The sequence below is a fragment of the Vreelandella sp. ssv genome (assembly GCF_059448525.1).
On record NZ_CM182545.1, the window covers coordinates 1,382,926 to 1,409,879 of the forward strand.

General features: G+C 53.2%; 25 protein-coding genes. 14 read left to right on the forward strand and 11 right to left on the reverse strand.

Annotation, left to right across the window (positions count from 1 at the left end; all coding sequences use genetic code 11):
• The first annotated feature begins 495 nt into the window (after positions 1-495).
• From AC5TBW_RS06325 to uxuA, 8 genes are all read left to right on the forward strand, one after another.
• Complete coding sequence (locus AC5TBW_RS06325; RefSeq protein WP_495511248.1) at positions 496-1,269, forward strand: GntR family transcriptional regulator; 774 nt, start codon at positions 496-498, stop codon at positions 1,267-1,269.
• Positions 1,266-2,477, forward strand: coding sequence for a D-mannonate dehydratase ManD (manD, locus tag AC5TBW_RS06330; protein ID WP_495511249.1), 1,212 nt, complete (start codon positions 1,266-1,268; stop codon positions 2,475-2,477). Before AC5TBW_RS06325 ends, manD begins: the two co-directional genes overlap by 4 nt.
• Before the next feature lie 65 nt (positions 2,478-2,542).
• On the forward strand, positions 2,543-3,565 hold the full coding sequence (locus tag AC5TBW_RS06335) for a Zn-dependent oxidoreductase (protein WP_495511250.1): 1,023 nt from the start codon (positions 2,543-2,545) through the stop codon (positions 3,563-3,565).
• An 88-nt stretch (positions 3,566-3,653) separates the two neighbouring features.
• Complete coding sequence (locus tag AC5TBW_RS06340; protein WP_495511251.1) at positions 3,654-4,622, forward strand: TRAP transporter substrate-binding protein; 969 nt, start codon at positions 3,654-3,656, stop codon at positions 4,620-4,622.
• Between the two features lie 141 nt (positions 4,623-4,763).
• Positions 4,764-5,342 carry a TRAP transporter small permease gene (locus AC5TBW_RS06345; protein WP_495511252.1) on the forward strand — a complete coding sequence of 193 codons (579 nt, stop codon included), beginning with the start codon at positions 4,764-4,766 and terminating at the stop codon, positions 5,340-5,342.
• A gap of 2 nt (positions 5,343-5,344) precedes the next feature.
• Complete coding sequence (locus tag AC5TBW_RS06350) at positions 5,345-6,625, forward strand: TRAP transporter large permease (RefSeq protein ID WP_495511253.1); 1,281 nt, start codon at positions 5,345-5,347, stop codon at positions 6,623-6,625.
• Between the two features lie 6 nt (positions 6,626-6,631).
• Positions 6,632-8,101, forward strand: a complete 1,470-nt coding sequence (locus AC5TBW_RS06355) for a mannitol dehydrogenase family protein (protein WP_495511920.1) — start codon at positions 6,632-6,634, stop codon at positions 8,099-8,101.
• A gap of 15 nt (positions 8,102-8,116) precedes the next feature.
• On the forward strand, positions 8,117-9,295 hold the full coding sequence (gene uxuA, locus AC5TBW_RS06360) for a mannonate dehydratase (RefSeq protein ID WP_495511254.1): 1,179 nt from the start codon (positions 8,117-8,119) through the stop codon (positions 9,293-9,295).
• A 95-nt stretch (positions 9,296-9,390) separates the two neighbouring features.
• Here uxuA and AC5TBW_RS06365 read toward each other — a convergent pair whose 3' ends face one another.
• From AC5TBW_RS06365 to AC5TBW_RS06380, 4 genes are all read right to left on the reverse strand, one after another.
• Positions 9,391-10,890: a sodium:solute symporter family protein gene (locus AC5TBW_RS06365; RefSeq protein WP_495511255.1), complete on the reverse strand. Its 1,500-nt coding sequence runs from the start codon at positions 10,888-10,890 to the stop codon at positions 9,391-9,393.
• 157 nt (positions 10,891-11,047) lie between these two features.
• Positions 11,048-11,440, reverse strand: coding sequence for a RidA family protein (locus AC5TBW_RS06370; RefSeq protein WP_280106350.1), 393 nt, complete (start codon positions 11,438-11,440; stop codon positions 11,048-11,050).
• Positions 11,437-12,924 carry an N-acyl-D-amino-acid deacylase family protein gene (locus tag AC5TBW_RS06375; protein WP_495511256.1) on the reverse strand — a complete coding sequence of 496 codons (1,488 nt, stop codon included), beginning with the start codon at positions 12,922-12,924 and terminating at the stop codon, positions 11,437-11,439. Before AC5TBW_RS06375 ends, AC5TBW_RS06370 begins: the two co-directional genes overlap by 4 nt.
• A gap of 1 nt (position 12,925) precedes the next feature.
• Positions 12,926-13,789, reverse strand: coding sequence for a MurR/RpiR family transcriptional regulator (locus AC5TBW_RS06380; protein WP_280106352.1), 864 nt, complete (start codon positions 13,787-13,789; stop codon positions 12,926-12,928).
• Positions 13,790-13,899: 110 nt separating this feature from the next.
• On the opposite strand from AC5TBW_RS06380, the gene AC5TBW_RS06385 reads away from it, so the two are divergent.
• The gene (locus AC5TBW_RS06385) at positions 13,900-15,108 is read left to right on the forward strand and encodes an amino acid deaminase (RefSeq protein ID WP_495511257.1); all 1,209 of its coding nucleotides are present in this window, start codon (positions 13,900-13,902) and stop codon (positions 15,106-15,108) included.
• On the opposite strand, the gene AC5TBW_RS06390 is transcribed toward AC5TBW_RS06385, so the two are convergent.
• The 5 genes from AC5TBW_RS06390 to AC5TBW_RS06410 form a co-directional block, all read right to left on the reverse strand.
• Positions 15,105-15,788 (reverse strand): HAD-IA family hydrolase, encoded by a 684-nt coding sequence (locus tag AC5TBW_RS06390; protein WP_495511258.1) that lies wholly within the window; start codon positions 15,786-15,788, stop codon positions 15,105-15,107. The genes AC5TBW_RS06385 and AC5TBW_RS06390 overlap by 4 nt on opposite strands.
• Positions 15,785-16,759: a 2-hydroxyacid dehydrogenase gene (locus AC5TBW_RS06395; protein ID WP_495511259.1), complete on the reverse strand. Its 975-nt coding sequence runs from the start codon at positions 16,757-16,759 to the stop codon at positions 15,785-15,787. The genes AC5TBW_RS06390 and AC5TBW_RS06395 overlap by 4 nt, the downstream gene beginning before the upstream one ends.
• Positions 16,760-16,856: 97 nt before the next feature.
• Positions 16,857-17,840, reverse strand: a complete 984-nt coding sequence (locus tag AC5TBW_RS06400; RefSeq protein ID WP_495511260.1) for a sugar kinase — start codon at positions 17,838-17,840, stop codon at positions 16,857-16,859.
• Between the two features lie 90 nt (positions 17,841-17,930).
• Entirely contained in the window at positions 17,931-18,947 is a 1,017-nt protein-coding gene (locus tag AC5TBW_RS06405) for a LacI family DNA-binding transcriptional regulator (RefSeq protein WP_495511261.1), read from the reverse strand.
• Between the two features lie 65 nt (positions 18,948-19,012).
• A complete protein-coding gene (locus AC5TBW_RS06410; RefSeq protein ID WP_495511262.1) occupies positions 19,013-20,752 on the reverse strand; it encodes an HD domain-containing phosphohydrolase in 1,740 nt (579 codons plus the stop codon).
• A gap of 271 nt (positions 20,753-21,023) precedes the next feature.
• Here AC5TBW_RS06410 and AC5TBW_RS06415 point away from each other — a divergent pair, with 271 nt between their 5' ends.
• A complete protein-coding gene (locus AC5TBW_RS06415; protein WP_495511921.1) occupies positions 21,024-21,848 on the forward strand; it encodes a methyltransferase domain-containing protein in 825 nt (274 codons plus the stop codon).
• Positions 21,845-22,858 (forward strand): methyltransferase, encoded by a 1,014-nt coding sequence (locus AC5TBW_RS06420; protein WP_495511263.1) that lies wholly within the window; start codon positions 21,845-21,847, stop codon positions 22,856-22,858. The genes AC5TBW_RS06415 and AC5TBW_RS06420 overlap by 4 nt, the downstream gene beginning before the upstream one ends.
• Positions 22,859-22,881: 23 nt before the next feature.
• On the opposite strand, the gene AC5TBW_RS06425 is transcribed toward AC5TBW_RS06420, so the two are convergent.
• The gene (locus AC5TBW_RS06425) at positions 22,882-23,637 is read right to left on the reverse strand and encodes a FadR/GntR family transcriptional regulator (protein ID WP_495511264.1); all 756 of its coding nucleotides are present in this window, start codon (positions 23,635-23,637) and stop codon (positions 22,882-22,884) included.
• A gap of 226 nt (positions 23,638-23,863) precedes the next feature.
• Between AC5TBW_RS06425 and AC5TBW_RS06430 the strand changes: the two genes are divergently transcribed.
• The 3 genes from AC5TBW_RS06430 to AC5TBW_RS06440 all read left to right on the forward strand — a co-directional run bounded on the left by AC5TBW_RS06430 (position 23,864) and on the right by AC5TBW_RS06440 (position 26,356).
• Complete coding sequence (locus AC5TBW_RS06430; RefSeq protein WP_495511265.1) at positions 23,864-24,604, forward strand: SDR family oxidoreductase; 741 nt, start codon at positions 23,864-23,866, stop codon at positions 24,602-24,604.
• 22 nt (positions 24,605-24,626) lie between these two features.
• Entirely contained in the window at positions 24,627-25,469 is an 843-nt protein-coding gene (locus AC5TBW_RS06435) for a fumarylacetoacetate hydrolase family protein (protein ID WP_495511266.1), read from the forward strand.
• A gap of 158 nt (positions 25,470-25,627) precedes the next feature.
• Positions 25,628-26,356: an SIMPL domain-containing protein gene (locus tag AC5TBW_RS06440; RefSeq protein WP_495511267.1), complete on the forward strand. Its 729-nt coding sequence runs from the start codon at positions 25,628-25,630 to the stop codon at positions 26,354-26,356.
• A gap of 43 nt (positions 26,357-26,399) precedes the next feature.
• Here AC5TBW_RS06440 and greB read toward each other — a convergent pair whose 3' ends face one another.
• The gene (greB, locus tag AC5TBW_RS06445; protein WP_495511268.1) at positions 26,400-26,951 is read right to left on the reverse strand and encodes a transcription elongation factor GreB; all 552 of its coding nucleotides are present in this window, start codon (positions 26,949-26,951) and stop codon (positions 26,400-26,402) included.
• Between the last annotated feature and the right edge of the window lie 3 nt (positions 26,952-26,954).

Below are 26,954 nucleotides of genomic sequence, written 5' to 3' on the forward strand. Positions count from 1 at the left end.
TCAGGATTTTATAATTTTTTCTATCGCTGAATTCTTCTACCTCTGATTGAGTAGCCCAGTCTGGTCCTGCCCATGAGCAGAGTGATGGCGTTGCCCAAGTAGGCCACGCAATGACTGAGATTGATACTACGACTCAAGCCAGTGCGAGCGATATGGAGAGTTATCGCCGAGTGGCGGGTGCACTCCAAGGTGAGGCTACGTCATTGAGTAATAGTGTTAATGCCTTCCGTACGTCTCAAAGCAGCCACTTACATACTGAAGGTTTGCCAAAGAGGTTAAGTGACAGTCCGTTGCTTCATCATGATGTGAAGCCGGGCGGTGCCCCTAGAGCACTTCCGCCTCTTTAAGTGGCGTTGCTTTGTCTCAATTGAGTCGTTTTAGGTCGACTAAAGGCTAACAATGTTAGCCTTTTTTTATTTCCTCCATACTACCATACTAGTCATATCAGCATTGGTCGCTGGCTGCTTCAGACCCTCTCACTCGGATTTAGATGTTATGTACACGACCCTACAAACGCTTTGGCAGGAAACCCGTGAGGGTGACTCGGTTCGCCAGCGATTATTTTATGTGTTGAGGCAATCGATCATTCAGATGGTGTTGGCGCCAGGGCAGGCCTTATCTGAGAAAGAAATTGCTGACACCTTTTCTGTCAGCCGTCAGCCCGTACGGGAAGCCTTCATTCGGCTCTCTGAGGCGGGGTTGGTGGAAGTAAAGCCTCAGCGCGGCACTTACGTCGTGAAGATTTCGCAACGGGCGGTGCTCGAGGCGCGCTTTGTGCGTGAAGCGGTCGAGGTTGCTGTCGTTAGGCTGGCGGCTGAAAAAGGCATTGATTCCATCGTGTCGACAGACCTCCATGACCTGTTAGCACGCCAGCGTCGTTGCATTGAGCCCAAAGACTACGACCGCTTTTATCGTCTCGATGAAGCGTTCCATCGAACGCTTTCGCTAGGGGTAAAGCAGCACGCCGCCTGGAAAGTCATAGAAGAGGTTCGTGCGCAGCTTGACCGAGTGCGCTATCTCAGTGTGCCTCATAGCACCCCGCTTGAACGACTCGTGGATCAGCATACCCACATTGTTGCTGCCATTGAGGCGCGGGACGTCTCACAAGCAGAGCAGGCGATGTCGGTTCATTTGCGTGAAATTTTAGTCTCGATGCCCGATCTGGTTCGTCGTTTCCCCACCATGTTTGAGGGGGAGGCAGCACTTGATGGACAAGCAGCATTCGAAGAACAAGAAAACCTAGCGCTGAAGCAGGAGGCGATTCAATGAAGATCGAACAGGCATATACCATTGTGACCTCGCCGGGGCGCAATTTCGTGACGTTGAAGATTGTCACCGATGAGGGCGAGTACGGTATTGGCGATGCGACGCTCAATGGGCGTGAAATGGCCGTTGTAGCTTACCTGGAGGAGCACGTTATCCCAATGTTAATCGGGCGCGATCCTCAACGCATCGAAGATATCTGGCACTACCTTTACCGGGGCGCTTATTGGCGTCGCGGTCCCGTTACGATGAGTGCGATTGCTGCCGTAGACATGGCTCTTTGGGACATTAAAGCGAAGCTTGCCGGCATGCCGCTGTACCAGTTGCTGGGTGGTAAGAGCCGTGATCGAGTGATGGTGTATGGCCATGCGACGGGGCGCGATATTGACGCATGTCTGGAAGAAGTCGCTCGCCATGTGGACGAGGGCTATAAAGCGGTGCGCGTTCAAGCGGGTGTGCCGGGTATTGCGAGCATTTATGGCGTCGCCAAAAAAGATGGCGAACCTTATGAGCCTGCCGATTCTGATTTGCCTGCTGAGCATGTATGGAGTACCAGCAAATACTTAAACCACGTGCCTAAATTATTTGCCGCCGTACGTGAGCGCTTCGGCGATGATTTACACGTGCTACACGATGTTCATCACCGGTTGACGCCTATCGAGGCAGCTCGCTTAGGTAAAGAAGTGGAGCCGTACCATCTTTTTTGGCTTGAAGACTGCGTGCCTGCTGAGAATCAGGAGGCGTTTGGCCTGATTCGCCAGCACACGACTACACCGCTTGCCGTAGGCGAAGTCTTTAACAGTCTGTATGACGCCAAGGCGCTAATTGAAAATCAGTGGATCGACTATATCCGCGCCACGCTGACGCATGCTGGCGGCATTACTCATATGCGTCGCATTGCTGATCTAGCGGGTCTTTATCACGTGCGTACCGGCTTCCACGGGCCGACGGATCTCTCGCCGGTTTGCCTGGGCGCGGCGATTCACTTTGATACCTGGGTACCCAACTTCGGTATTCAGGAGTATATGCCGCATACCAGCGCCACTGACGAGGTATTTCCCCACGATTATCGCTTTGAAGATGGTCACTTCATCGTCGGTGAAACGCCGGGGCATGGTGTGGATATCGATGAGCAGTTGGCCAAACAATACCCCTATAAGCGCGCCAGCCTCCCGGTGAACCGGCTTGAAGACGGCACCCTGTGGCATTGGTGAGCTAGTGGGCATGGGTGAGCTAGGGGCATTGGTAACTTAAAGCACGGGTAAGGAGATTGACGTCAATGAAAGCATTTCAGGTAAAGGCGCCTCACGATTATCAGGTAGCAGAGGTTGAGCCGCCTAAAGTGGCCGCTGGTGAAGCGCTAGTGCGAGTGGCTTTTGCCGGCATATGCGGCTCGGATATGCATATTATCCATGGCGACAACGCCTTTGTGCGCTTTCCGCGGATCACCGGCCATGAGTTTTCCGGAGTAGTGGAAGCGGTGGGAGAAGGTGTACATGACGTCGCCATTGGCGACCACGTGTGCATTGACCCAGTGATCAACTGCGGTCATTGCTATCCCTGCCGTATTGGTCGACCCAATGTGTGCAGTTCGCTTGAAGTGATCGGCGTGCATCGCGATGGCGGCTTTGAAGAGCTGGTGACTGTCCCTGCGACGAACGTGCATCAGCTACCTGATCATATCGGACTCGATGCTGCTGCCTTAGTTGAGCCCTACACCATTGCCGCCAACGTGCTTGATCGTATGCAGCCGCATCCCGGTGATCGACTGATGATTTTGGGCGCAGGCGTTATTGGTCTGACGATCCTGCAGATGGCCCTGGCCAAGGGGATTGAAGAGGTCATTGTTGCTGACGTTATTAACGAGCGATTAGCGGCAGCAAAACAGCTTGGGGCAACGCACGTCTTTAATAGCCGCGAGCAGGAAGTGGAAAAAGAAGTGCTTGCCTTAACCCAGGGGGAGGGCGTGCCGCTGATTGCTGATGCGGCCTGTGTGCCAGCGTTGTTACCGCAAATGCTGCGTTTAGCGTCGCCTGCAGGGCGCATTGGTCTACTGGGTTTTAGCGTTCAGCCCAGCGAGCTAGTGCAGTTAGAAGTGATTAAGAAAGAGCTGACCCTGGTCGGGTCGCGGCTCAGCAACCGTAAGTTTCCGGAGGTGCTTAAGCTCATGGCAAGTGGGCAGTTGGATCCGTTGGCCTTAGTTAGCCACCGGTTGCCACTAAGCGACATGCCCAGCGCCATCGACATGCTTGATCACCGACCAGAAGAAGCCCGCAAGGTGCTGATTCAAATTGGTGCTTGAGGGGCCACATCCACCCAAGCGCAATTAATTGCTATCAATTAGCAACTGCAATCAACAACTAACAACACACGTGTGCAGGAGAAATACCATGATTAAACAACTTATCACCAGCGCTGTTCTTGGCGCCGCCTTAGTCAGTAGCCACTCCCTGATGGCAGCCGACTTTACCCTGCGTTTTGGCCATTTAGCCAATGAGCAAAACATTTGGCATCAGGCCGCCGAGAAATTTAAGGAAGAGGTCGAAGCAAACTCCGACGGGCAGATCGAGGTGCGTCTTTACCCCAGCGAGCAGTTGGGAAATGAGATGGACGTGATTAACAGCATCCAGCTGGGCACCGCGGATATGACGATTACCGGTGAGAGCTTACAGAACTGGGCACCTAAAGCCGCGATGATGGCCGTACCTTACGCCTTTCGAGACTCCGAGCATCTTCATGCGGCGGTGAATGGTGATATTGGCGCTGAGATCGAAGCGCAAATCACCGAGCGTACTAACTTGGTTCCTCTGGCCTGGTTTGAACGTGGCCCTCGCGAACTGACGTCCAATCGTCCCATCCGCACGCCTGATGAGCTGGATGGTCTACGGCTTCGTGTCCCGAACGTGCCGCTATTTGTTGATACATGGCAGGCAATGGGGGCACGCCCGACCCCAATGGCATTTAGCGAAGTGTTTACCGCGCTGCAGCAAAACACCCTGGAAGGTCAAGAGAACCCGCTTAGTCTGATCGAGAGCGCCAGCTTCAATGAGGTACAGGACTACGTCAACATGACCGGCCATGTACGCAGCTGGATCTACGTGGTGATTGGCCGTAACCAGTTGGAAAGTATGCCGGAAGAGCTTCAGCAGGTGGTGCGGGACGCTGCTCAAACGATGCAGGCGTATCAAGCCGAGCTTTTCGTTGATGACCAAGCACGTCTTGAGCAAGCGCTACAGGAGCGTGGCATGGAGTTCGTGGAAGTCGATGTCGATGCGTTCGCAGAGAAAGCTCGCCCCGCCGTGCTTGAGGCCTTAACCGATGAGCAGCGTGAACTCTTCGACGCTATCCAAGACTTGTAAGTGCTTGGAGCAAGTTCTTGAGAGTAAGCACTTGAGAGTGAGCTCTTGAGAGTAAATTTTGTGAATAGCTGATGATGTTGGGCTGGCGAAATGCTAGCCCAATCTCTATTGAAATAGCGGCTTGCCCATGAGGATACGGTTATGAACTCGGATCACAAAGCGCTTGAGCAGGAAGCGCTAGGGAGTCTGGATCCAATGGCGGCGGTTCCTAAGCTATCAGGACCCATTGGTCGCGTGATTGGCTGGGTGGATAAGTGCTTTCTAACCTTGGCCGTCGTGGCACTGGTTGCCATTGCCATCACGGTTCTTCTGCAAATTAGTTCACGGCTTTTTTTGCCGTTCTCAATAGCGTGGACTGAAGAGCTCTCACGCTACCTGTTTATTTACATGGTGGCACTATCCGCCGGTGTTGTATTGCGCCAGCACCGAAACATCAGCGTTGAGCTTTTCCATCACCTGCTGGGGCCGCGCATGCAGGCGGCATTTCAAGTGTTCATTTGCGCGCTGATTGGCCTGTTTGCCTTTCTGGTGCTGCCTTACGCTTGGCAGTATGCGCAAAACGGCACCTGGCAGACCTCGCCAACGTTACGCATCCCCATGCTGTATATCTTTTTTTCAACGGTAGTGACCTTTGCGCTCCTCCTGGTCTACAGCTTGCTAGGGTGCCTTGAAGGAATTATCGCAATGTGTCGCTCCTCTGCCTCCCTTCAGGAGTCGTAAGCATGGAAGTTATTATCCTGTTTGGCGTTTTTTTAATACTGCTCACGGTGGGTATGCCCATTGCGTTTGCATTGGGGTTAGCCTCGCTCTCTTATCTTCTGCTTGAAGGCATTTCATTAACCATCGTGCCGCAGCGCATGTATGCCGGTATCGACACCTTTGTGCTGCTGTGTATTCCCGGCTTTGTGCTGGCTGGCAACTTGATGAACGTCGGCAATATCACTGAGCATATCGTGCGTTTCTCGAATGCTTTGTTAGGCCATATTCGCGGCGGCCTTGGCTTGGCCAACGTGGCGGGTTCGATGATCTTTGGTGGTATTTCCGGCACGGCCGTTGCTGATTCAGCCAGTATCGGTTCGGTGATGATTCCCGGTATGGCGCGCTCGGGTTATGACAAACCGTTTGCCGCAGCCGTCACCGCTGCCTCGTCAACCGTTGGGCCGATCATACCGCCCAGCGTACCGATGATTATTGCCGGTTCACTGAGTGGTATTTCGGTCGGTCGTATGTTTCTGGCAGGTGCGATTCCTGGCCTGTTGATGGGGCTCGCCATGATGATCACGGTGTATATCCTGGCCGTTCGGCGTGGGTATCCCAAAGAGAAGCGGGTACCTTTTCTACAACTATTGCGTGAAGCGAAAACGGCCTTCTGGGCACTGCTGATGACCGTGATTATCCTTTACGGCATTATTGGCGGCTTCTTTACCCCCACCGAAGCCTCGATTGTGGCTTGCCTCTATGCCTTGGTGGTTGGCATGTATGTCTATAAAGGGTTGTCGTGGAATAAACTCCCGGCGATTTTGTCAGACACCGTTTTAACCTCCTCGGCACTGCTGCTGATGGTGGGGTTAGCTAACCTGTTTGGCTGGATTCTTACCAGCGAACAGATTCCCCAAATGATCGCTGCGCTGATTCTCTCCATCAGCGATAATCCGCTCATTGTTCTGCTGATTCTTAACCTTATTCTGCTGTTTGTCGGCGCGTTTATGGAGACCATTGCCGCGCTGATCATTCTTTTTCCGGCGTTGGTTGGCGTAGCCACGGGCGTGGGTGTCGATCCGGTTCACTTTGCGGTCATCGCGGTGTTGAATCTGATGATTGGGCTGACAACGCCGCCGGTAGGGGTGTGCCTCTTCGTGGTGGCGGGGATTGGCAAACTGCCAATGTTGACAGTGGCGAGAGCCATCGTGCCATTTTTACTCTGCAACTTGGCGGTGCTGCTGTTGGTGACTTATGTCCCTGCGGTTTCGCTTTGGTTGCCTAACTTGCTGATGGGAGAGTAATTAATGATGGCTCCTCAGCGTATTGAAGCTATGCCAAAAAGCGGCCAAATCGGGGTTGTCCACCTGGGGTTAGGCGCTTTCCATCGTGCCCACCAAGCCGTCTATTTAGAGCGCTATCGCCAGCGCAGTGGCGATGTGACGTGGGGCGTATCCAGCGCTAACCTGCGCGCTAGCATCGGTTTAGTCGATGGGTTGCGCACAGCAGGGCATCTCTATCATGTCGCGGAGTACGCTGACAGCGAGAGCACCACGCTACGTGAAATTGGTGTGATCGAAGAGTCGCTGTTTTCCGGGCGTGATAGGTCGAACAACTGGGGTCGCGATCGGGAGGCGCTACTGGCGCGAATGGCCGCTGTGGACACCCGTATTGTGACCTTGACGGTGACCGAGAAGGGCTACTTTTTAAACCCCGCGAGCGGTGAGTTAAGAGTCGATGACGCGATGATCATTGGCGATATTGCCTCGCCCCAGCAGCCGCGCACCGCCCCAGGGCTAATCGTAGAAGCGTTAGCTCGGCGGCGTGAGGCCGGCATGGTCCCTTTTACGGTGCTCTCTTGCGACAACATGCCAGATAACGGTAAGCGGATACGCCAAGCGGTGGTTCAACTGGCTGAGCAGCGTGACGCAGCATTGGCTAGCTGGATTGCCAGTGAAGTGGCGTTTCCCTGCAGCATGGTGGACCGTATTGTGCCCGCGATGACCGACGCCGACTTTGAGCGCTTAGCGGCACTGGGTGTTACTGATCCAAACGCCGTGGTATGCGAAGCGTTCTCTCAGTGGGTGGTCGAAGATAACTTCCCTCAGGGGCGACCCGACTGGGAAGCCGAGGGTGTTGAGATGGTGGCGGATGTCGCGCCGTTTGAAACCATGAAACTGCGCATGCTCAACGGTAGCCACTCTTTGATTGCCTATCTGGGTGCGATTGCAGGTATCGAGACAGTCTATGCCGGGGTCAATCACACAAAGCTTCGCGCTTTATTACGCCGCTATATGCTTGAAGAGGCGGCTCCGACATTAGACATGCCAGATGGAATCGATTTAGACGCCTACGCTGATTCGCTGCTGGCACGCTTTTCCAATGACAGCTTGCGCCATCGCCTGCAGCAAATCGCGATGGATGGCAGCCAAAAACTCCCACAGCGCTGGCTCTCCGGCGCGCTCAAACGGAGTGCCGCAGGGCAATTGTCGCCCTGTGTGGCGCTGGGAATGGCAGCCTGGATTCACTACACCGCCGGTGAAGATTTAGTAGGGAATCGCTATTCCGTCGATGACCCGCTGGCCACGCGCTTTGCGGATTTACACCATCTCCATAGCGCCGACCCCAGCGCTCTGGTGGCGGCCTATTTAGCCATGGACGATGTGGTGCCCAACGCATTGGCAGTGGATAAGGCATTTGCACAGTCTGTACTAACGGCGTATCAAACGCTGACCCAAGAAGGATTGGATGGGGCGCTTGCGGCGCTTGAGCGCCACTAATAAAAGGAGATCACCATGGAGCATACCTGGCGCTGGTTTGGCCCTAAAGATGCCATTCGGCTAGAAGAGATTCGTCAGACAGGCGCAACCGGTATCGTCACGGCACTGCATGAGGTGCCCAATGATCAGGTCTGGTCGGTTGAGGCGATCCAAGAGCGTCGGCAGATGATCGAGGCAACAGGCCTTACATGGTCGGTGGTAGAGAGCGTACCGGTGCATGAGTCGATCAAAAAAGGCTTTCCCGAACGGGATTCGCTGATTGCCACCTACTGCCAGACACTGCGCAACCTAGCAGCCTGCGGTATCGACACCGTTTGCTACAACTTTATGCCGATACTGGATTGGACGCGTACCGATCTGACCTACGAGCTGCCCGATGGTGCCTTGGCCCTGCGCTTTGATCAGGTGGCGTTTGCCGCCTTTGATCTGTATCTGCTTCAAAGACCCGGTGCTGAGCAAGAGTACAGCGATGAAGACAAAGCCCAGGCACGCCACTATCTGGATAAATTAGATAGCGTTGGCCGTGATAAATTAGTCAATACGCTGATTGCGGGGCTGCCGGGCGCCGAAGAGCACTACACCCTTGAGCAGTTTCGCACGGTGTTGGAAGAGTACGCGGATATTAACGCCGCTAAATTGCAGGAAAATCTAGGCTACTTTCTGCAGGCCATTATTCCAGTAGCGGAAGAGGTAGGCATTCGTATGGCGATCCATCCAGATGATCCGCCGCGGCCGCTACTGGGCCTGCCTCGAGTGGTTTCGACTCGCGATGATGCCCAGTGGATTATCGATTGCGTACCCAGCCCCGCTAATGGTTTGACGCTGTGTACAGGGTCTTACGGCGTTCGTGAAGACAACGATTTGGTGGCCATGGCCCGCCATTTTGCCCCGCATATTCACTTTATCCATCTTCGCGCTACCCAGCGAGAAGCGGATACGCTCTCGTTTCATGAGGCGCCACACCTAGCCGGTGATGTGGATATGGTAGGGGTTATACATGCCTTGGTGGAGGAGGAGCAGCGTCGTAAACGAGAGGGTGGGGCGCGGTTGCCGCTACGGCCGGATCACGGCCACCAGCTTCTTGATGACCAACAGCGCAATACGGCACCTGGCTATCCGCTTTACGGCCGTATGCGCGGACTCGCCGAACTACGCGGTGTGGAGCTTGCGGTGCGGCAGCTCACTGCTCGATAACCATTACCCTTACAGCCTACATTACTCCTCAATATAGAAAAGCCCCGCTGATTAAGGAATCAGCGGGGCTTTTTTGTGGCGCTAGTGGCTAACGATTAGCGAGTAGTCGAGGTCGATTCAGCGCCGGTGAGCGTCGGTTCGGGTACTTGCTCCATGCGCTGGCGCTCTTGATCGAGAATCGCCAGTGCCTGGGCAGACGTCACGCGTGAGGCGGGCGTTACTAGACTAACAATCACACCCGCTACCAGGGCTACTAATACGGCAGGAATGCTTGGGTTGCCCCAGAAGGCGGTCCAATCGCTATTGGCGATAATCGTTAATGAGGTCACCGATGCGCAAATTAGCGTCGCAATAGCGCCCTGCCAGTTGTAGCGGGGCCAGAAGCGGCCCAGCATGGCACTCACAAACAGGCCCGAAAGAATCGTCGAGATCATACGGGTGATGTAAGTGATGACATTATCCGAGGCCAGCGCGAACAGCAGCGCCAGGCCAATGGTTGCTACTAGCGCGATACGCGAGAAGCGCACTACATTTCGCGCTGAGGGCGTGTGGCCCGTGGCCAGCACATACAGATCGCGAATTAGCGTGGAAACACCGGCAATGGCGTCGGAGCTGGCGCTCGACATCGTGGCGGAGAGGCCCGCGACTAATAGCAATAATCCCAACCCAAGTGGCATGATCTCAGTGGCCAGAAAGGGGAATGCGTAGTTGCTATTATCGAGCCCAGGATTAAGAGCATGGGTGGCCATACCAATAATGGCGGGAATGATCGAGAAGCCGAGATAGAGAACGCCGGTGATTAAGAATGAACGGCGGACCGAACCAACCGATTCACCAGAGTAAATCCGTTGACGGAAAGAAGGTGTTGCAAGTACGCCAATGGCAATAACCGCTGCCAATGATAGCGCTGGTAATGCGCCAATTTGACCAATACCTAGAAAGCTAGTGGCGCCCGCATCCATGCCTGCGGTAAGGCCTGAGAAGCCGCCAACTTCCACTAGCGCCAGGATCGCCATCAAAATAAAGCCTGCGAACAGCACGACCGCTTGAATAGTGTCGGTCCAGATGACCGCAAAATATCCCCCCACCACGCAGTAAATGCCGAAGCCTAACGCTACCAGAATGCGCGCAGTGGTTAGATCAATGCCGGCCATCCAGGAGAGGTAGAGACCGCCGCCAAGGATATGCGCGCCCAGCCAGCCTATACAGGCAATATAGATAAGTAGCGCGACCACATTACGTACCAGCCGGTTCGCGCCGACGTAATAGGCGAGTTCCTCACTCATGGTCATAAAGCGAAACTTACGTACCGGGGCAAAACAGACCGCGAGCAGTAAAATGCCCACGGCCCCGCCCAGCCCGTATAAAGCACCTGCCCAACCGTTTGCGTAACCGAACCCAACGGCGCCCATGCTGGAGCCGGTTCCCACCATGGTCGCCACCGTGGTGCCCACGGTAAGAAATAGCGGCACGCTTCGGCCACCGAGTAGGAAGTCGTCGCCGCTTCCGCGTTTATGCCTTGAAACCCACCAGCCAAACGCAATCATGGCGATGATGTAGAGCACAAAGGTGATAAGGAATATTTGACTGTTCATGTTAACCTCTTATCGTTGTTTATCCGGCCGTTGCCGCGGCCGAAGGTAGGCAATGGAAGCGATTACCGCGGGGCTTTTTTATCCTAATCACGCGGTAATCTGGCGCTGCGCCCTTGCCGGGGTGCGGCGCTTTTTTTTGGTTCCTAACGTTGGATGTCTAGACGCGGTCAGCGCGGTAACACTTCACGTCCACTTCTACTTTGCAATCCACCACCAGGTCTTGAACGCTGCAAATACGTGCCGGTGGGTTATCGCCAAATATCTCCTTAAACACTTTGTTGAAAGAGGTGAAGTAGCGTGCATCGGTCAGCACGGTAGTGACGTGCACTACATCCTCAACGCCGTAGCCGGCTTCTTGCATAATGGCCAAGCAGTTGTCGAAGGCGAGGCGCGTCTGCTCCACAATGCCGCCTTCAACGACTTCGCCATCGGTCATTGGCGTTTGGCCAGACACGTATAACCAGCCGCCTGCTTCAACGGCACGGGCAAAAGGCAGTTTTTGCCCGCCGGTGCCTACGCCGCCTTCGGTGCCGTATCGAATAATGCTCATGGGGTTTGCTCCTGGTTGGTTTGTAAGGAAGGGATAATTTGAGAAATTCGCTCTGTTCTACGTAGCATCCGGCCAGACCTTTGGTCTGAAATTGCGCCTTGGTGATAGGCGATCTTGCCGTTCACTACGACCAAGTCGATGCCTTTAGCCGCCGCAATAGGGGCTTCGTAATTGGCAGTATCTTCAAGACTCGTCAGATCAAACAGGGTGAGGTCTGCGTAGGCGCCTATGCGGATCACACCGCGATCCGTTAAGCCGAAATTGGCTGCTGAAAGGCTGGTCATCTTGCGCACTGCTTCTGCCAGAGGCATTAGCTTTAAATCGCGGCTGTAGTGGGCCAAAACACGTGGAAAAGCCCCCCACAGGCGCGGGTGAGGGTGAGGGTCGTTAGGTAATCCATCGGAACCGACCATGGAGAGCGGATGCGCTAACACTTGCTGCATATCCGCTTCACTCATGTTGTGGTACACCGCCCCGGCAGGCTGTAGCTGTTTGGCCGCATCTAGCAGCGATACTCCCCACTCGGTGGCGATTTCTTTAAGTGGCCGGCGCGCCTGCTCTGGATGGGGTGTCGACCAGGTGATCGTTATTTCAATTTCGTCCGTGACTTGGCCCAAATCGAGGGTGGAGGAGCCCGCGGTGTAGGGGTAGCAGTCGCAGTGGGCATGTTGGTGTTGGGCGGCAGACTCCAATTTACCCAGCGCTTTACCTGCACCTCCCCAATTGCCCGCACCCGCGCATTTAAGGTGCGAGATCACCAGAGGGACCTGGCCATTTCGAGCGGTGGTAAACGCTTCGTCCATGGCATCCAGCAGACCCGCAAACTCATCGCGCAGATGGGTGGTATATACGCCGCCTGATTGCCCAACGGCGGCCACTAACGGTGCCATTTCCGTGGTCGGTGCATGTATCGCGTTGCGATAGGCAAGCCCTGAACTTAACCCTAACGCTCCCTCATCCAGCGCTTGGCGCAAGAGCCCTTCCATAAGGGCAATTTCACGGTCACTGGCAGGGCGGGCAAAGCTCTCCATCACCTGACTGCGCAGACTGGTGTGTCCCACCAAGGCCGCAACGTTAATACTTGGCGCGGCAGCATCCACGGCGTTGGCATAGGCGCTAAAGCTTGGATAGAGGAAGTCTTCGGGTTTGCCCAGTAAATTCATGGGGTCGGGGACTTCGCTGGTGAGTGTCACCGGGCTTGCGCTGATACCACAGTTACCCACCACCACCGTTGTTATGCCTTGAGTAAGCTTCGGGAGCATCTCGGGGGTGCGAATAACATTGGTGTCGTCATGAGTGTGGACATCGATAAAACCGGGGGCTAGATAGCGCTCTTCGGCGTCAATGATCGTCGTCGCGCTGGCATAAGGCATAGAGCCGATGGCGCAAATACGTTCGCCCTGGATAGCCACATCGGCACGAAAATGAGCGGCGCCAGAGCCATCCAGTACGTTGGCGTTACGAATTAGCAGGTCGTAAACCATCTTAATCTCCTAGTGGCTGGCGGTTGTCGCCACCGCGATGGTCATCGAGGCTAAGCTTGAGGCGACGCAATTTTGTCCGTGAACGCTCGCGGTGGCGCATGGCAAGTTCAAGTGCTAACACGTCGATGACCGCTAGCATGGCGTAGCGGGAAGCCGAAGGGTGGTAGATGAAGTCGGTCTCCCGCGAGGTGACCGGGAGCACAATGTCGGAGGTGTCGGCTAAGGGAGAGTTCATGGCGGTGATGGCAATCACTTTTGCGCCGTACTGCCTGGCAATTTGTGCAGACTCCACCATCTCCGGGGTGTAGCCAGTCACCGATAGCACGACCACGACATCATTCGGCTCAAGGGTTGACGCTACCATGCGAGGTAATAGTGCTTGAGGGTAAGCGCAGATCGCATAGCCGAGCCTCACTAAACGGAATTGAAACTCTTGGCAGAGAATGCTGGAACCGCCCCCTGCACCAAAAACCAATATCTGGCGCGCTTTATCCAGCTGTTCGACCGCGCCTGCTACATCGGCCTGGGCGAGTAGGTCACGGTTAAGCGCGAGGGTTTGCGTGGCAATGTCATACACCACGCTTGAACTGTCTTCGGGTGTCGCTTCTTGTATAAAGCGGCGGCCTGCCGCTAAAGCACGTGTTAAGCGCGTTTTTAAGTCGCGCACATTAGTGCAGCCGATAGCGCGTGCAAATCGGGTGACGCTGGCATCACTTACCCCAGCGCGCTTGGCAATGTCACCGATGCTTGCTTCGGTGACAAACTCAATGTCAGCAAATATCAGCTCAGCAACTTTCTTTTCAGCGTCGCGCAGTGCGGCAAAGTCAGTGGTAATGCGTGACAGAATGTCAATTTCTTGGCTCACCGTGGACTCCTAGTGGTTGCCTTACCTAAAAAGTATGTTAGTTTCTAACTTGAAGTCAATAGTTATGAAAATATCTAACATGTGTTCTTTACGAGAGAGGAAGTGGGCGAATGCAGACCAGTGCGTTAGCGGTTGATAAAGGTGGTATCGAAGTGGGGCCCAATGTGTTGTCCGGTGTCAGCTTGCCCGCCGCCGTGGTACATGAAGGCCCGCTGGCTCATAACGTAGAGTGGATGCAACGATTCGCAGAGGCTCACGGCGCTCGCTTGGCCCCCCATGGGAAAACCACCATGACGCCCGCGCTTTTCCACCGTCAGCTTCAGGCGGGGGCGTGGGGTATCACCTTGGCGACTGCGCCGCAGTGTCGAGCCGCTTTCGCTCATGGCGTTACCCGGCTGCTGATGGCGAACCAACTGGTCGGTCATGCCAACATGGCCATCATTGCGAGTCTGATTGAGCAGGATGCTACGTTTTACTGTTTGGTCGATAGCCATGAGAACGTACGCCAGCTTGGGCGATTCTTCACTGAACGTGGCTTGACGTTATCACTACTTATTGAGGTAGGCGTAGAAGGTGGTCGCTGTGGCTGCCGCAATCAGCAGCAAATTCTTTCGCTTGCCGAAGCCATCGATAATGAGCCCGCGCTCCGCCTGGTAGGTTTAGAAGGCTATGAAGGCGTTGTCCATGGGGATGATCCCGAATCCGGCATTCGTGCTTATGCTAACTATTTAGTGGATGTTGCCGTAGAGCTTGAAGCTGCTGGGCGCTTTGCAGAGAAAAATCCGATCGTAACGGCCTCGGGTTCTGCCTGGTATGACTTGATTGCTGAAGCCTTTCAAGGCGCACCGCTTCAGGGGCGTTTTACCCCCGTGCTGCGCCCTGGTTGCTACGTGGTTCACGACCATGGGTTATATCGCGAAGCGCAATCCGCGGTGATGACGCGCCGCCCGGATTTAAAGCAGGGCCTTGAACCCGCTTTGGAAGTCTTTGCACAGGTGCAGTCACTCCCTGAGCCAGGGCTTGCCATTGTGGCGCTCGGTAAGCGCGATATTGGTCATGACCAGTTACCTGTTGCCCTACGCCGCTATCGAGAAAGCGGTAACCCCGAACAGCAGTTGTCGGTTATGGATTGGGAAGTGACGAAAATTATGGATCAGCATACTTTCGTGCGGCTTCCCGATGAGGCTCAAGATGTTGAGGTTGGAGATGTCATCGCTTTTGGCGCCTCTCATCCCTGTTTGACCTTTGATAAGTGGCGCCAATTGTTGCTGGTCGATAATCAATTAAATGTTAAGGAGAGCTTAGTTACCTGCTTTTAAAGGTGTACCGTTAAACGTTCGATAGCAGCGGTGAGTTCGCTGGCGTGATGAATCCCAATCGCCCCTTCTGGCGTGTTTTCCTCAGCCGGAAAGTGATTGAGATGAATGACATGCATACCGGCAGCCAGCCCTGCTTCAACACCCACCATGGCATCATCAATGACGACGCAATGCTGGGGAGGGCGGCCCATGGCAGCCGCCGCCTGACGATACAGCTCGGGATCCGGTTTCCATACATTGAGGGTATAGGCACTAAACAGTCTGCCCTCAAAATGGTGGCCTAACTCTGTGCTTTCCAAGGCGCAGCGTATTTTGGCTTCTGGACCATTGGAGACCACCGCTTTGGGGTGACGGCTTAACTGTTCCAACGCTGTGGACATGCCCGGTATTGCCACGAGCTCGGCACGCATGCGGGTTTCCATTCGCGCCCGCATGCCCGCCTCAAGCTTGGCAAAATCACCTTCAGCCAGCACCTGAAAACGGCTTTCCAGCGTTTGCACAATCGTATGAAAACGCACCCCTCTGAACTCCTCCATATACTGCTGTGCTGAGAAGGGTAAGTCGAACTCAGGAAGGATAGCGCCCATCACCTCTGCAAGCAGTATTTCGCTATCTACCAGGGTGCCATCACAGTCGAAAAGTAAGCATAACGGCGCGGACTCGTTGTTAGCCGCACTCATCGCCACGCATCCTCATTGACCAGGCTAACCGGACGCTCGCCTTGCAGTGCCAGGCGAATATTGTCCACCGCACGCTGTGCCATCGCGTCGCGGGTTTCATGGGTGGCTGAGCCGATATGGGGTAGTGCCACCACATTGGCCATCTTGAGCAGTGGTGAGGAGGCAGAAAGTGGCTCCTGCTCGAAGACATCTAATCCAGCCGCGTGAATAACGCCGTTATTCAGAGCGTCTATCAAGGCGCTTTCATCGACCACTCTGCCACGGGCGATATTGATGAATATGCCTGATGGTTTCATGAGCGCGAACTGTTGGGCGCCGATTAAGCGTTCGGTTTCAGGGGTGAGTGGCACCGTAACACAAACGAAATCGGCCTCGGCCAGCAGCTCGTTAAGTTCACGACGCTCAGCGCCAAGCTCTTTTTCTAGAGCGGGCTTGGGGGAGGCGTTGGAGTAGCGAATTTTCATACCAAAGCCCAAGGCACCGCGCCTGGCGACGGCCTGACCAATGCGTCCGAATCCCACCATGCCCAAGGTTTTGCCATGAACATCGCTACCAAATAGCGCAGGACCAATGCTGGCCTGCCATTGATCCGCTTTGACCCACTCGGCTAATTCAACCACCCGGCGCGCTGTGGCCATGATCAGAGTAAAGCCGGTATCGGCGGTAGTTTCGGTGAGCACATCCGGCGTATTGCACAGCATGATGCCGCGTTGGGTAAGTTCATCAACGGGGATAGCGTCGTAGCCAACTGAAATGGTCGAGATGGCTTCCAGCTTGGGCGCTGCGTCCAATAACTGAGGTGTAATCGCCAGACCAGAACCAATGATGCCATGGGCCTCCGCTATCAGGGCGCGCTGTGCAGGGGCGTCAAGGGCCGAAGTCTTTGCCAGTTCTTCCACCTCAAATAAATTGTTAAGCTCCGCCAACTGAGCGTTACTGAGTCGTCCTTGAACTACTAACCGTTTTTTCATTGTTATCTCCTGAGTAAAGCGTGTGTTTAAAGTTAGCTATTAATACCTTGCTTTATAATTGTTTTAACAGCTTATTTTAAAAGCAATACGCGGCGTATTAGCCAGTGGAATCATCCGCTTCTAGCGCTCGTAGCTGTTCGCGATTTGGCAAGCCTTCCATGTCGCCTACTACCTGGATGGCTTGAGCACCAATCAGGTTGCCGCGCCGGACTGCTTGATGTGCTGAACAGCCGTCAAGCAGCGCACTTATCACGCCGACTGCGAAGCCATCACCGGCACCAACGGTATCCACAACCTCTGCTACATGGCAACCGGCTACGGTAAAACTCTCTTCATGTCCATCGACGTTGCCGCGGTAATAGCTGCCTTCCGGGCCCAGCTTAATGATGACAGCGGAGGCGCCTTGATCCAGATAGTAGCCTGCTACGTCATAGGGCGTCTTCTGCCCAGTGAGCAGTTGGCCCTCTGAAAGGCCGGGTAACACCCAATCTGATAGCGCGGCAAGGGCATTTAGGGTCTCACGCATGTCAGCGTCACTGGCCCACAGGCTGGGACGAATATTGGGGTCAAATGAAAGACTGGCGCCATTAGCTCGGGCTTCTTTAAGCGTATGGTAAGCGAGTTCTCGGGCAGAGTCGGAGAGGGCTGGGGGTATGCCTGTTGAGTGCACATGGCGCAGGGCTCTGAAATCAATATCGCTAGCGTCATGGGGGGTTAAATGACTAGCGGCACTGCCGCGACGAAAGTACTCAACTTTGGGGTCTGCCCCGCCCAGGGCGCGCTCTTTAAAAAGTAGCCCGGTGGGGTGCTGGGTATCGGTATGAAGGTGACGGCAGTCGAGTCCTTCGTTCTCCAACGTATGACGTATAAAGTCACCAAAGCTATCGCTACCCACCCGGCTTAACCAGCCAACATGAAACCCCAAGCGGGCTAGCCCTATCGCAACATTGGTGTCGGCGCCTGCTATCCGACGTTGAAAGTGTTCAATGTCGGATAACTTGCCGGGGGAGCCAGCCACAAACATGGTCATGGCTTCACCAAAAGTGAGAATTTCTGGTGGGTTGGAAAATGATCTTGGCATGGCAAATAGTCTCTTGGAGGTGTTGGTCGTTAAGTAATGGGAACGATACCATTTGTGCGACTGTTTTTAGCTAGCGCTTTAGAAAAAATGCTAACGCTGGGTGGAACCTCGTGTAATCAGAGTAGGGGCAAAACTCAATACTGCGGGTAGCGGCGATGCTTGGGGCTCAATTCTGTGCCTCAAGCAGTGAATTGCCGTCTGACCGATAATGTCGGTGGGCTGGGCAAGGGTAGTAATCCCTGGAGGCACTAAGGCACACCAGTCGAGCTCATCAATACCCATTAAGCCTACCTCACCGAGTGGTAGTCTCATTTGCTGAAACAGGTGCGTTATCGCCAAGGTCACATTGCCGTTGCCACATAGTATTGCGCAGGTGTGTTGTGCATGAGTGGCTAAAAAATGGGCCAGCTTAGTCAGCATCGACGTGCTGTTGGGGGAGTCAAGCAGAGCCGTTTCATAATGTAATGCACGCTGCTCGGCACCGCGTTTAAAGCGTGTTAGGCGTATGTGTCGAGTACTGGACTGTTTAGGGGGTTCACTCACATACAGCACCGCTTGGTAGCCTTGACCCACAAGATGGTCGAGCGCTTGATCAATTGCCACTTGGTTGTCTAGCCCCACCACTTCAGCATCCACATGGTCGACCTCTCGATCGAGTAGCACCACAGGTGTCCCGTGGCTGATAAAGTTGTGCAGCTGACGCTCGGGGCTGCCGGACGCGTTCACCACTAAGCCTGCAACCTGATAAGCACTCAACAGGGCTAAATGCTGGCGCTCTAGCTCGGGGTCGTTATCGGTATTGCATACTAGCAATGAATAGCCATATTGGCGGCACGCCTGCTCGATACCATGAGTAATGGCGACTGAGAACGGGTTGCGTATATCGGCCACCAGCATCCCGATGAGCGTGGAGCGACCACCTTTTAGGCTTCGCGCCATTTGATTGGGCTGGTAACCCAGTGTGCTTGCCGCATGGGCGATGCGATCTTGAAGAGCGGGCGATAACCGGTCTCGTTCGTCGCCAAAGAAACGTGAAACGCTGGTTTTTGAAGCGCCAGCTAAACGGGCGACCTCAAGGATGGTGGAGCGGCGTACTGCAGAAGGCATAGGACTCGTCATGAAATATTAACGATTTTATTTTGCGCATTCACCGCATTAAAAGCAATGGCATATTAGGTATGGTTGATCATATGGATATTGTAATCTGAAGGATTTACCGTTCCCTCAAGGCGGCCAATTTGAGTGAAGTCATTATTCTCCAGTACAGTATCAATAGAAGTATCAATAAAAGATAAATTTTTAATAACGTTTACTTTGCAGGGCATACCCTTTGCGTCTACATCCATTATCCAGGCGAGAAATCCATTTGAGAATTTAGCTAGGCTGCCAATTGGGTAAAGACCGAAGTGCTGGATATATTCTACAAGTAAAGATTTTTCATAAATCGTAGCGTGATTATTAACCCAGCGGTAAGCATCAAGAGGCGACCGAGGTTGTTGACTATTACGCGCATGGGTTAACTTATTGATAATTTTAATGACGCTGATTAAACGAACTCGTTCTGACAAGTCTTCCTTCTTTTTGCCATTTGGATAACCGCTTCCATCCAAGCATTCGTTAGCATTTAAAATAATATCGCGGCAGATTGGGCTGGCGCGCCAGTCCAGAGCAATTAATTTTTTATCCAGTTCATTAACATGCCCTTTTAATATCTGTGTTTGTGCAGGTGACATATGCATCTTTAGTGAGGGGAGCTGCTCACTAATCAGTAGTGGCTTGCCCATGGTGTGCAGTAGGGCGCCTGCCAGTGCTTCGCGAGTCTGTGAATCATGTGGGTCGCGGCTGATTAATATCATCGCCAGTTTACTGCCTACCTGTATGGCGTGGCGCACCCACTCAGGCTCATCGTGTAAAAAAGCCAGGGCGTACTTTACTGCTTTTTGGTCTTGGTTGATCATATATAAGAGGCTGTCAACACACTCATATAGGCTTTCTCCAGGAAGTAAGCCTCTGCTTTTTATGAACATCAGCATGACTTGTAGCTGATGAGCGATTTCCAGTACTCCCCGCAGTAATGGAGATCTTTGGTTTTGTTGAGTTTGCTCCTGCTCTTCTTTTTTTTGCATCTTCTTCTCTTTCGCATCTGCTATGAAAAGCCGAGATTTAACCCGGGAGGCATTATCCTGAATACCTGACCGAAAAGAGGCTTCGAACTCAGACTCAGCGACATAATGGAAAAGTGTCTCCGTCATGTTGGCCGTCATCTCAATAAATTCGATACCAATGGCTGCAAAACCATGAATGCCAAAGGGGCGCATATGCTTTATACAGCCTGACGTACTGAATTTTTCGCCGTTGGGAAACTCAAGTGTTACGTCGGGTAGTGTCTGGTTAACGCTGAGCGCAATACTGTCTTCCAAACTGACATACACCATGCAGCCACCGACAGATAGATTACGCACTTTGCCTTCCAGCTTAAGCTCATGCGAAAAAACGTCTAAGTGTGCACGAGCATGCATGCCAAGAATAAACGGTACACGTAAAGCACCACGATTATCAGAGGCAAAGATAGAGTGTGGTAGCTGGCAATCTAAGTGATAAGTAGTTGTGTCTATTTTGGTGATTTGAGCAGGTACTTGCTCAATATTATAAATTTCTTCTTCTCCTCCAGCTGAACTTTTTAATGCTTCTATGTCAAAGCAAATAGTGTCGTTTTTTAAGTATGGAGAAAGAGATTTTCCGTTGTAGTTTATTTCTAAGGTTATTTTTCCATTGTTTAAATCTAGTTTTATAGCTGTCGCCTCAATGGCATAGGCTGCTTCTTTTGAGAAAATTGAAATGGTGTGATCTTTAGTAAGTAATGATTTAATTATTTGGCTTGTACTATTTTGATTGGTTGTAGTGAAAGGCATATTATGTTCACCGTATAAAATTTTTGTTAGCTATATATTACTTTAGTGGCAACATTTATTATTAATTTTAATTAACAATGCCTCGTGAGAACGCCTGCTCTTATCGTCGATTAGCTATGATTTTACAAGGATTTGCAATTCAATTCTTTATTTATTTTGATGAATAGGCTGCTTTTCTGAGCGCGTTTTAATCGTAGGTGTGGAGGTCATTCGGCGGGGCATGATGAATCAGGTAAACTACGCGTTTCCTCGTAAAAGCGACGCCTGCGGCATGCACCCAAACGACGTATCAAAAAGCTATGACCTAACAGAGGCTGGCGATCGCTATTTTGATGGCTTGGCTGACAAATTCTCTCGTTCACTCTATCAGGCTCCCCGAGGCGAGCTGCGCTTGACGATGCTCGACTATTTGTTGCCGCAAATGTTGCTTTTAACCGACCAGAAAGTCCTCGACGTGGGCGGTGGCTTGGGCCAGCAAACCGCGTGGCTTGCCAAGCGAGGGCATACGGTGACCATGGCTGAGCCCTCAGCCGATATGCTAAGCCATGCCCAGCAATGGCACCACGATGATCCAGCATTGCCGCACAACGCGATTACTTACTTGCAGTCACCGCTTCAACACCTTGCCTACCAAGCGCCGGGGCCGTGGGCACTGATTACCTGTCATGCGGTATTGGAGTGGCTGGGCGATCCGCAAGCCGCGCTTGCCACCTTAAGCAGTCTATTAGCCCCCGGTGGGCAACTCAGCTTAATGGTGTTCAATCGCGATGCGCTGCGTTTTTCTAATGTGGTAAAAGGTAATCTTGAAAAGGCGTTGAGTGATCGCTTGGCTGGGAAGGGGAAGCGACAGCGTTTAACGCCTATTTCACCAGTATCGCATGCTGAGATTTCCCAGTGGAGCGCTGAGAGCGGCTTGAAAATAGATGCCGTGGCTGGAATCCGCGTCTTTCAAGATTACTTGCGTCATCCACCCGGCACACCCGCAGATAATGAAACATTGCTGGCGCTGGAAAAACAGTATTGTCGCCAAGACCCCCATTGGCGGTTGGGTCGCTACCTGCTGTATACCTTAACTAAACCGGAGAGCCCTGAATGAGTGCCCGAGTACCCGCCTGTCAGTTATTGGAACGTCAACAAGATAATTACGCCGCTCTATGGGTCGTGGGACCGCCAATCGATAGTTGGCTTATTGATCAGTCGGTGGGGGTAGTGAGTGGCGACCATAAGGCACTCTCTGAATGGAAGGCTAAAGGTAAAAAAGCCCGAAATCCCTTTGAGCTAAGTGAGGGCGCGCCATTAGGCAAAGAGGTGGTGCTGTTTTGGCCAAAAGCCCATCAATTAGGTATCTGGTGGTTAAGATGGCTATGCGAACAGCTACCTTCCGGCACGCCGCTGGAGATTGTCGGTGAGCATCAAGGGGGGATTAAGCGCGTACCGAAAATACTTGAGGAGTTGGGTATGACGTGGGACAAACGCGATAATGCACGGCGCTGTTCGCTCTTTGCCACTCATACCGTTGCGTTAAACTCCACCAGTGACGCTAGCGATAATGCCTGGCGCAACATTGAAACGTTGGGGTTAACGCTGGTCAGTCATCCGGGCGTATTTGGTCACGGTAAAGTCGATGAGGGCACGCTATTAATGTTGGAAAGTATTGAGAGTCGCTTGCCGAAAAAGCCGCTCAAGATACTGGATATGGGCTGTGGAGACGGCATTATTAGCGCCTGGCTGGCAACGCGAGGCCATCTTGTGACCGCCGTGGATGTGAGTGCCTTTGCGATTGAAGCCTGTCAACGTACGTTAGCCAAGAATGGGCTAGAGGGGCGTGTGCTCTTTAGTGATGTGTTTAGCGCACTTGAGAATGAGCAATTCGACTGGATTATCAGCAACCCACCCTTCCACAAAGAGCGCGATATTAGCTACGGCCCAAGCCAGCGCTTGATTAGCCAAGCGCCTGAGCATTTAAACACCGGTGGACGCCTAGTGATTGTAGCGAACGGTTTTTTGCCTTATCCCGATCACTTACAACGTGCATTTCAAGACTTTCACACCCTGGCCGACAATCGCCGTTTCAAGGTGTATGGCGCGATTAAACCAAGTCGTTAATCACGCTAAAGGGGAATCGCCGCTTACTCCGCAAAGAAAACATGCAATACATGGTCAAGGTGGACTTCCATGGCGTGGCGGGCGGCAGTCGGGTCACGTGCTTCAATCGCCTTGACGATCCTCTCATGATCGACCTGAGAGCGTTGCGGCATGTCCGTTTCCATAAACAGTTCCTGCAGGCGGCGGAACATGGCGCCGTACTGATGGCCAAGCAGATGCTTGATCACCAGTGCGTAGGCTGCGTTCCCGGAGGCTTCGGCGATACGAATATGCAGCAATCGATCTCCGGCACAGTTGCGTCCACCATGGGCGTTATCCGATACATTGCGCTCGAAGGCGAGGCGGATCGCCTTTAGGTCCTCTTCACTGGCACTCAGGGCTGCTAGCGACGCAATCTCGGGCTCCAGATAGCGGCGCGTCTGGAGCAGTGAAAAGGGCGGGATCTCTTCGTCCAGGTTAAGCTCAACTTCGCTCTCGAACTCGGGGTCTAGCGCCCAAGCCTCGGTGCGTGCAGCGGCTCGCATGACGGGTTCCAGAGGAGTCGATCTAGATTCAAGCACGACCACGCCGTGACCAACTTTTACCGCCACCTGGCCAACCACCTCAAGTGCGATCAAGGCCTCTCTAACGGAGGCGCGGCTAACGCCCAAGGATTGGGCAAGCTCTCGCTCCGGAGGTAGCAATGTCCCAGGCGGGAATTCTCCATCGTCAATGAGTTGCTGTAATTGATCAGCAATCTGGCGATAAAGCCGCTGGGAACGGATGGTTTGAATCGGCATTAGTGGCGTTTCCTGTTCGTTTCAATACTTGGTTAATAAGCGTTAAGTGCGACTAAAGTTGACCCTTTAACAGCCCTATTGAGCGATTTGCCGCCTTGCCAGTATCAAAGCCTCTCCAGCATACTCGGTTATTGGTCAGGCCATTAGGTGTTTGGGTGACTTGACCTATTCTATGATCCCACGATTGTTGTGGCCATGCGATAGCAAGGAAGAGGTTATCCAGCCTATGAGACTCAAGAACAAAACAGCGCTAATCACTGCTGCCGCAAATGGCATCGGGCGCGCCAGTGCCGAACGCTTTGTCGCTGAGGGCGCGCGGGTATTCGCAACGGATATTGATATTGCCAAGCTGGAGGGGGTCGCAGGCGTTGAAGCGTATTGTCTGGATGTCACGGATAGCAAAGCGATCCATGAATTAGCCGGTTCACTGCCTAATATAGACATACTCTTCAACTGTGCGGGCATGGTGGCTGGCGGGTCTGTACTCGAATGCGATGAGGCTACTTGGCAGCGCTCACTGGATATGAATGTCACTTCCATGTTTCATACCTTGCAGGCTTTTCTACCCGGCATGCTGGTGAACGGGGGGGGCAGTATCATTAATATGGCCTCCCTGGCATCAAGCGTTAAAGGCGTGGCTAACCGCTGTGCTTATGGTGCTTCCAAAGCGGCGGTGATTGGACTCACCAAGTCAGTGGCAGCAGACTTTATGACCCAAGGTATCCGCTGCAACGCTATCTGCCCAGGCACTGTTGAATCACCCTCATTAAAACAGCGTATCGCTGAGCAGGCCCATAAAGAGGGGCGCAGCGACGCTGAGGTACTGGCGTCTTTTATTGCCCGCCAGCCAATGGGCAGGCTGGGGCGAGTCGAAGAGGTCGCGGCGTTGGCAACATTTCTGGCCAGTGATGAGTCGGAATTTATTACGGGTACTGCGCAATTGATTGATGGCGGTTGGGCAAACTGATGACTTTAGAAGGAATAATAATATGAAGCTTGTACGTTTTGGCTCTCCGGGCCTGGAAAAGCCGGGCATCTTAGACCGTCAGGGTAAGGTGCGTGATCTTTCTTCCATCGTGGGTGATATTGCCGGCGATGTGTTGAGCGATGAAACATTAACAAAATTGCGTGATGTCGAGGTGACAACACTGCCCGAAGTCTCGGATGATACTCGTTTGGGGCCATGCGTAGGGCGTGTGGGTAAGTTTATCTGTATTGGTCTCAACTATTCTGACCATGCGGCTGAAACCGGTGCCGAGGTTCCCCCTGAGCCCGTCATTTTCAATAAGTGGACCAGTGCTATTTGTGGCCCTAATGACGATGTTGAAATTCCCCGCGGTTCCAAAAAGACCGACTGGGAAGTGGAGCTTGGGGTCGTTATTGGCAAAGGCGGTCGTTATATTGATGAAGCTGATGCTATGTCCTATGTGGCGGGATTCTGCGTAGTTAATGACGTATCGGAACGCGAGTTTCAGTTGGAGCGCAGCGGTACCTGGGATAAGGGCAAAGGGTGCGACACGTTTGGTCCCTTAGGCCCGTGGTTGGTAACACGGGATGAAGTGGCTGACCCTCACCAGTTGAGTATGTGGTTAGAGGTGGATGGTAAGCGCTATCAGGATGGCAATACGCGCACCATGGTGTATCAAGTGCCTTTTCTCATCAGTTATCTAAGTCGCTTTATGAGCCTGCAGCCCGGTGATGTGATTTCCACCGGAACGCCGCCAGGTGTCGGTATGGGGCAGAAGCCCCCGGTTTACCTGCGCGATGGACAGCAAATGCGTTTAGGTATTGAAGGTCTGGGTGAGCAGCAGCAGCGCGTCATACAGGCCTGAACACGACGAGGCGGGGGATGGCTGATCGAAAGCCATGATCTCTAATCTTCACCGCTTCCTTAAACTTGCCACAATCAGCCGCCGACGAATTGACCTTTGAGGACTATGATGCAAGTAAGTAGTCGTCAATTTAACGGCAGTGCGTGGGAGTGGCTGAAATGGCAGGCAGTATTCGTAATATGGCGGTGTTGGGAAGCGCTGCTTTGCTTGGCGGTTTGCTGGCGCTGGGAATGGTTTGGAGCGGTAGCTATATCAAAGGTGCTGCAGATGTTTGGCAACAGTCGTCGCGGAGTGTGACCGTGCGCGGCTTGGCTGAACGAGAAGTGCCAGCAGATTTAGTGTTGTGGCCATTCAACTACAGTGTTAGTGCCAATAGTTTAAGCGACCTCGAGCAGCAGCTGTCAGAAGATGAACAGTCGATTCGTGATTTCCTGCAATCTCATGGATTTGCGACAGAGCATGTCAGCTCGACACCGCCAAGAATTACCGATCAATTTAGCAATCAGTACGGCGGTCAGCGTCCTGATGAGCGCTACCGTGCTGAAGCCACGTTGCTATTACGCTCGCCTGATGTCGAGGGCGTTATTGCGGCGATTCCTAGCGCGACTTCGTTGGTGCGCGAGGGCGTATTGCTTTCACCCAGCTACGAATATCGCACGGAATTTCTGTTTACCGGCCTTGATGCCATTAAGCCCGACATGATTGCAGCAGCCACTGCCGATGCGCGTAACGCCGCACAGCAGTTTGCCGAGGATTCCGGTAGCCAAGTGGGGCAGATTCGCCAAGCAACCCAGGGCTACTTTTCCATTGAAGATTTGGATAGCTACACGCCTCAAACCAAGCGCGTTCGTGTCGTTACCACGGTGGACTATTCGCTACAGGACTAAACGCTAAAGAACTTGGCTTTAGACCGCTTGGCTCTAGAAAGTGTCATTCATTTGAGGAGGAGGGGGTGCCGGTATAGTCGAGAGCGGTGATGGTATAAAACATTTCACCGTTAGGTGTGAGCACTTTCGCATCATCACCCACCTGCTTGCCTAGCAGTGCTTTGGCCATGGGCGCATCGATACTGATCCAGCGCTTTTTGGTATCGATTTCATCGTGGCCCACAATCCTGAGATGTACCTGCTCGCCGTTTTCATCTTCCAGGTTCACATAGGCACCGAAAAACACCTTGCTGGTATCGGCGGGTAGGCGATCCACTATCTGTAGTTCATCTAAACGTTTGGTTAGATAAGTAATCCGTGCGATAACGCGATTGAGCTCTTTCTTGTTATATGTGTAATCAGCATTTTCACTGCGATCACCCTGAGCAGCTGCTTCGCCGACCTTCTCTGAAATAGCCGGACGTTTAACTCGCGACAGGTGATCTAAAATTGCGCGCAAGCGGGCCGCTCCCTCTACGGTAATCAAGTTACTCTTAGGGGCTTGACGCGGATCTTTTGCTGGATCGCGCCAGCGTGTCATATTGCGGCCTTTCATTAC

Coding starts and splice junctions, on each gene's coding strand:
- AC5TBW_RS06400 (WP_495511260.1), bottom strand. CDS start 17,840: ATGCCAAGATCATTTTCCAACCCACCAGAAATTCTCACTTTTGGTGAA.
- AC5TBW_RS06345 (WP_495511252.1), top strand. CDS start 4,764: ATGAACTCGGATCACAAAGCGCTTGAGCAGGAAGCGCTAGGGAGTCTG.
- AC5TBW_RS06365 (WP_495511255.1), bottom strand. CDS start 10,890: ATGAACAGTCAAATATTCCTTATCACCTTTGTGCTCTACATCATCGCC.
- AC5TBW_RS06420 (WP_495511263.1), top strand. CDS start 21,845: ATGAGTGCCCGAGTACCCGCCTGTCAGTTATTGGAACGTCAACAAGAT.
- greB (WP_495511268.1), bottom strand. CDS start 26,951: ATGAAAGGCCGCAATATGACACGCTGGCGCGATCCAGCAAAAGATCCG.
- AC5TBW_RS06430 (WP_495511265.1), top strand. CDS start 23,864: ATGAGACTCAAGAACAAAACAGCGCTAATCACTGCTGCCGCAAATGGC.
- AC5TBW_RS06405 (WP_495511261.1), bottom strand. CDS start 18,947: ATGCCTTCTGCAGTACGCCGCTCCACCATCCTTGAGGTCGCCCGTTTA.
- AC5TBW_RS06350 (WP_495511253.1), top strand. CDS start 5,345: ATGGAAGTTATTATCCTGTTTGGCGTTTTTTTAATACTGCTCACGGTG.
- AC5TBW_RS06395 (WP_495511259.1), bottom strand. CDS start 16,759: ATGAAAAAACGGTTAGTAGTTCAAGGACGACTCAGTAACGCTCAGTTG.
- manD (WP_495511249.1), top strand. CDS start 1,266: ATGAAGATCGAACAGGCATATACCATTGTGACCTCGCCGGGGCGCAAT.
- AC5TBW_RS06425 (WP_495511264.1), bottom strand. CDS start 23,637: ATGCCGATTCAAACCATCCGTTCCCAGCGGCTTTATCGCCAGATTGCT.
- uxuA (WP_495511254.1), top strand. CDS start 8,117: ATGGAGCATACCTGGCGCTGGTTTGGCCCTAAAGATGCCATTCGGCTA.
- AC5TBW_RS06325 (WP_495511248.1), top strand. CDS start 496: ATGTACACGACCCTACAAACGCTTTGGCAGGAAACCCGTGAGGGTGAC.
- AC5TBW_RS06375 (WP_495511256.1), bottom strand. CDS start 12,924: ATGGTTTACGACCTGCTAATTCGTAACGCCAACGTACTGGATGGCTCT.
- AC5TBW_RS06410 (WP_495511262.1), bottom strand. CDS start 20,752: ATGCCTTTCACTACAACCAATCAAAATAGTACAAGCCAAATAATTAAA.
- AC5TBW_RS06370 (WP_280106350.1), bottom strand. CDS start 11,440: ATGAGCATTATTCGATACGGCACCGAAGGCGGCGTAGGCACCGGCGGG.
- AC5TBW_RS06415 (WP_495511921.1), top strand. CDS start 21,024: ATGCACCCAAACGACGTATCAAAAAGCTATGACCTAACAGAGGCTGGC.
- AC5TBW_RS06385 (WP_495511257.1), top strand. CDS start 13,900: ATGCAGACCAGTGCGTTAGCGGTTGATAAAGGTGGTATCGAAGTGGGG.
- AC5TBW_RS06435 (WP_495511266.1), top strand. CDS start 24,627: ATGAAGCTTGTACGTTTTGGCTCTCCGGGCCTGGAAAAGCCGGGCATC.
- AC5TBW_RS06355 (WP_495511920.1), top strand. CDS start 6,632: ATGGCTCCTCAGCGTATTGAAGCTATGCCAAAAAGCGGCCAAATCGGG.
- AC5TBW_RS06390 (WP_495511258.1), bottom strand. CDS start 15,788: ATGAGTGCGGCTAACAACGAGTCCGCGCCGTTATGCTTACTTTTCGAC.
- AC5TBW_RS06335 (WP_495511250.1), top strand. CDS start 2,543: ATGAAAGCATTTCAGGTAAAGGCGCCTCACGATTATCAGGTAGCAGAG.
- AC5TBW_RS06440 (WP_495511267.1), top strand. CDS start 25,628: ATGGCAGGCAGTATTCGTAATATGGCGGTGTTGGGAAGCGCTGCTTTG.
- AC5TBW_RS06340 (WP_495511251.1), top strand. CDS start 3,654: ATGATTAAACAACTTATCACCAGCGCTGTTCTTGGCGCCGCCTTAGTC.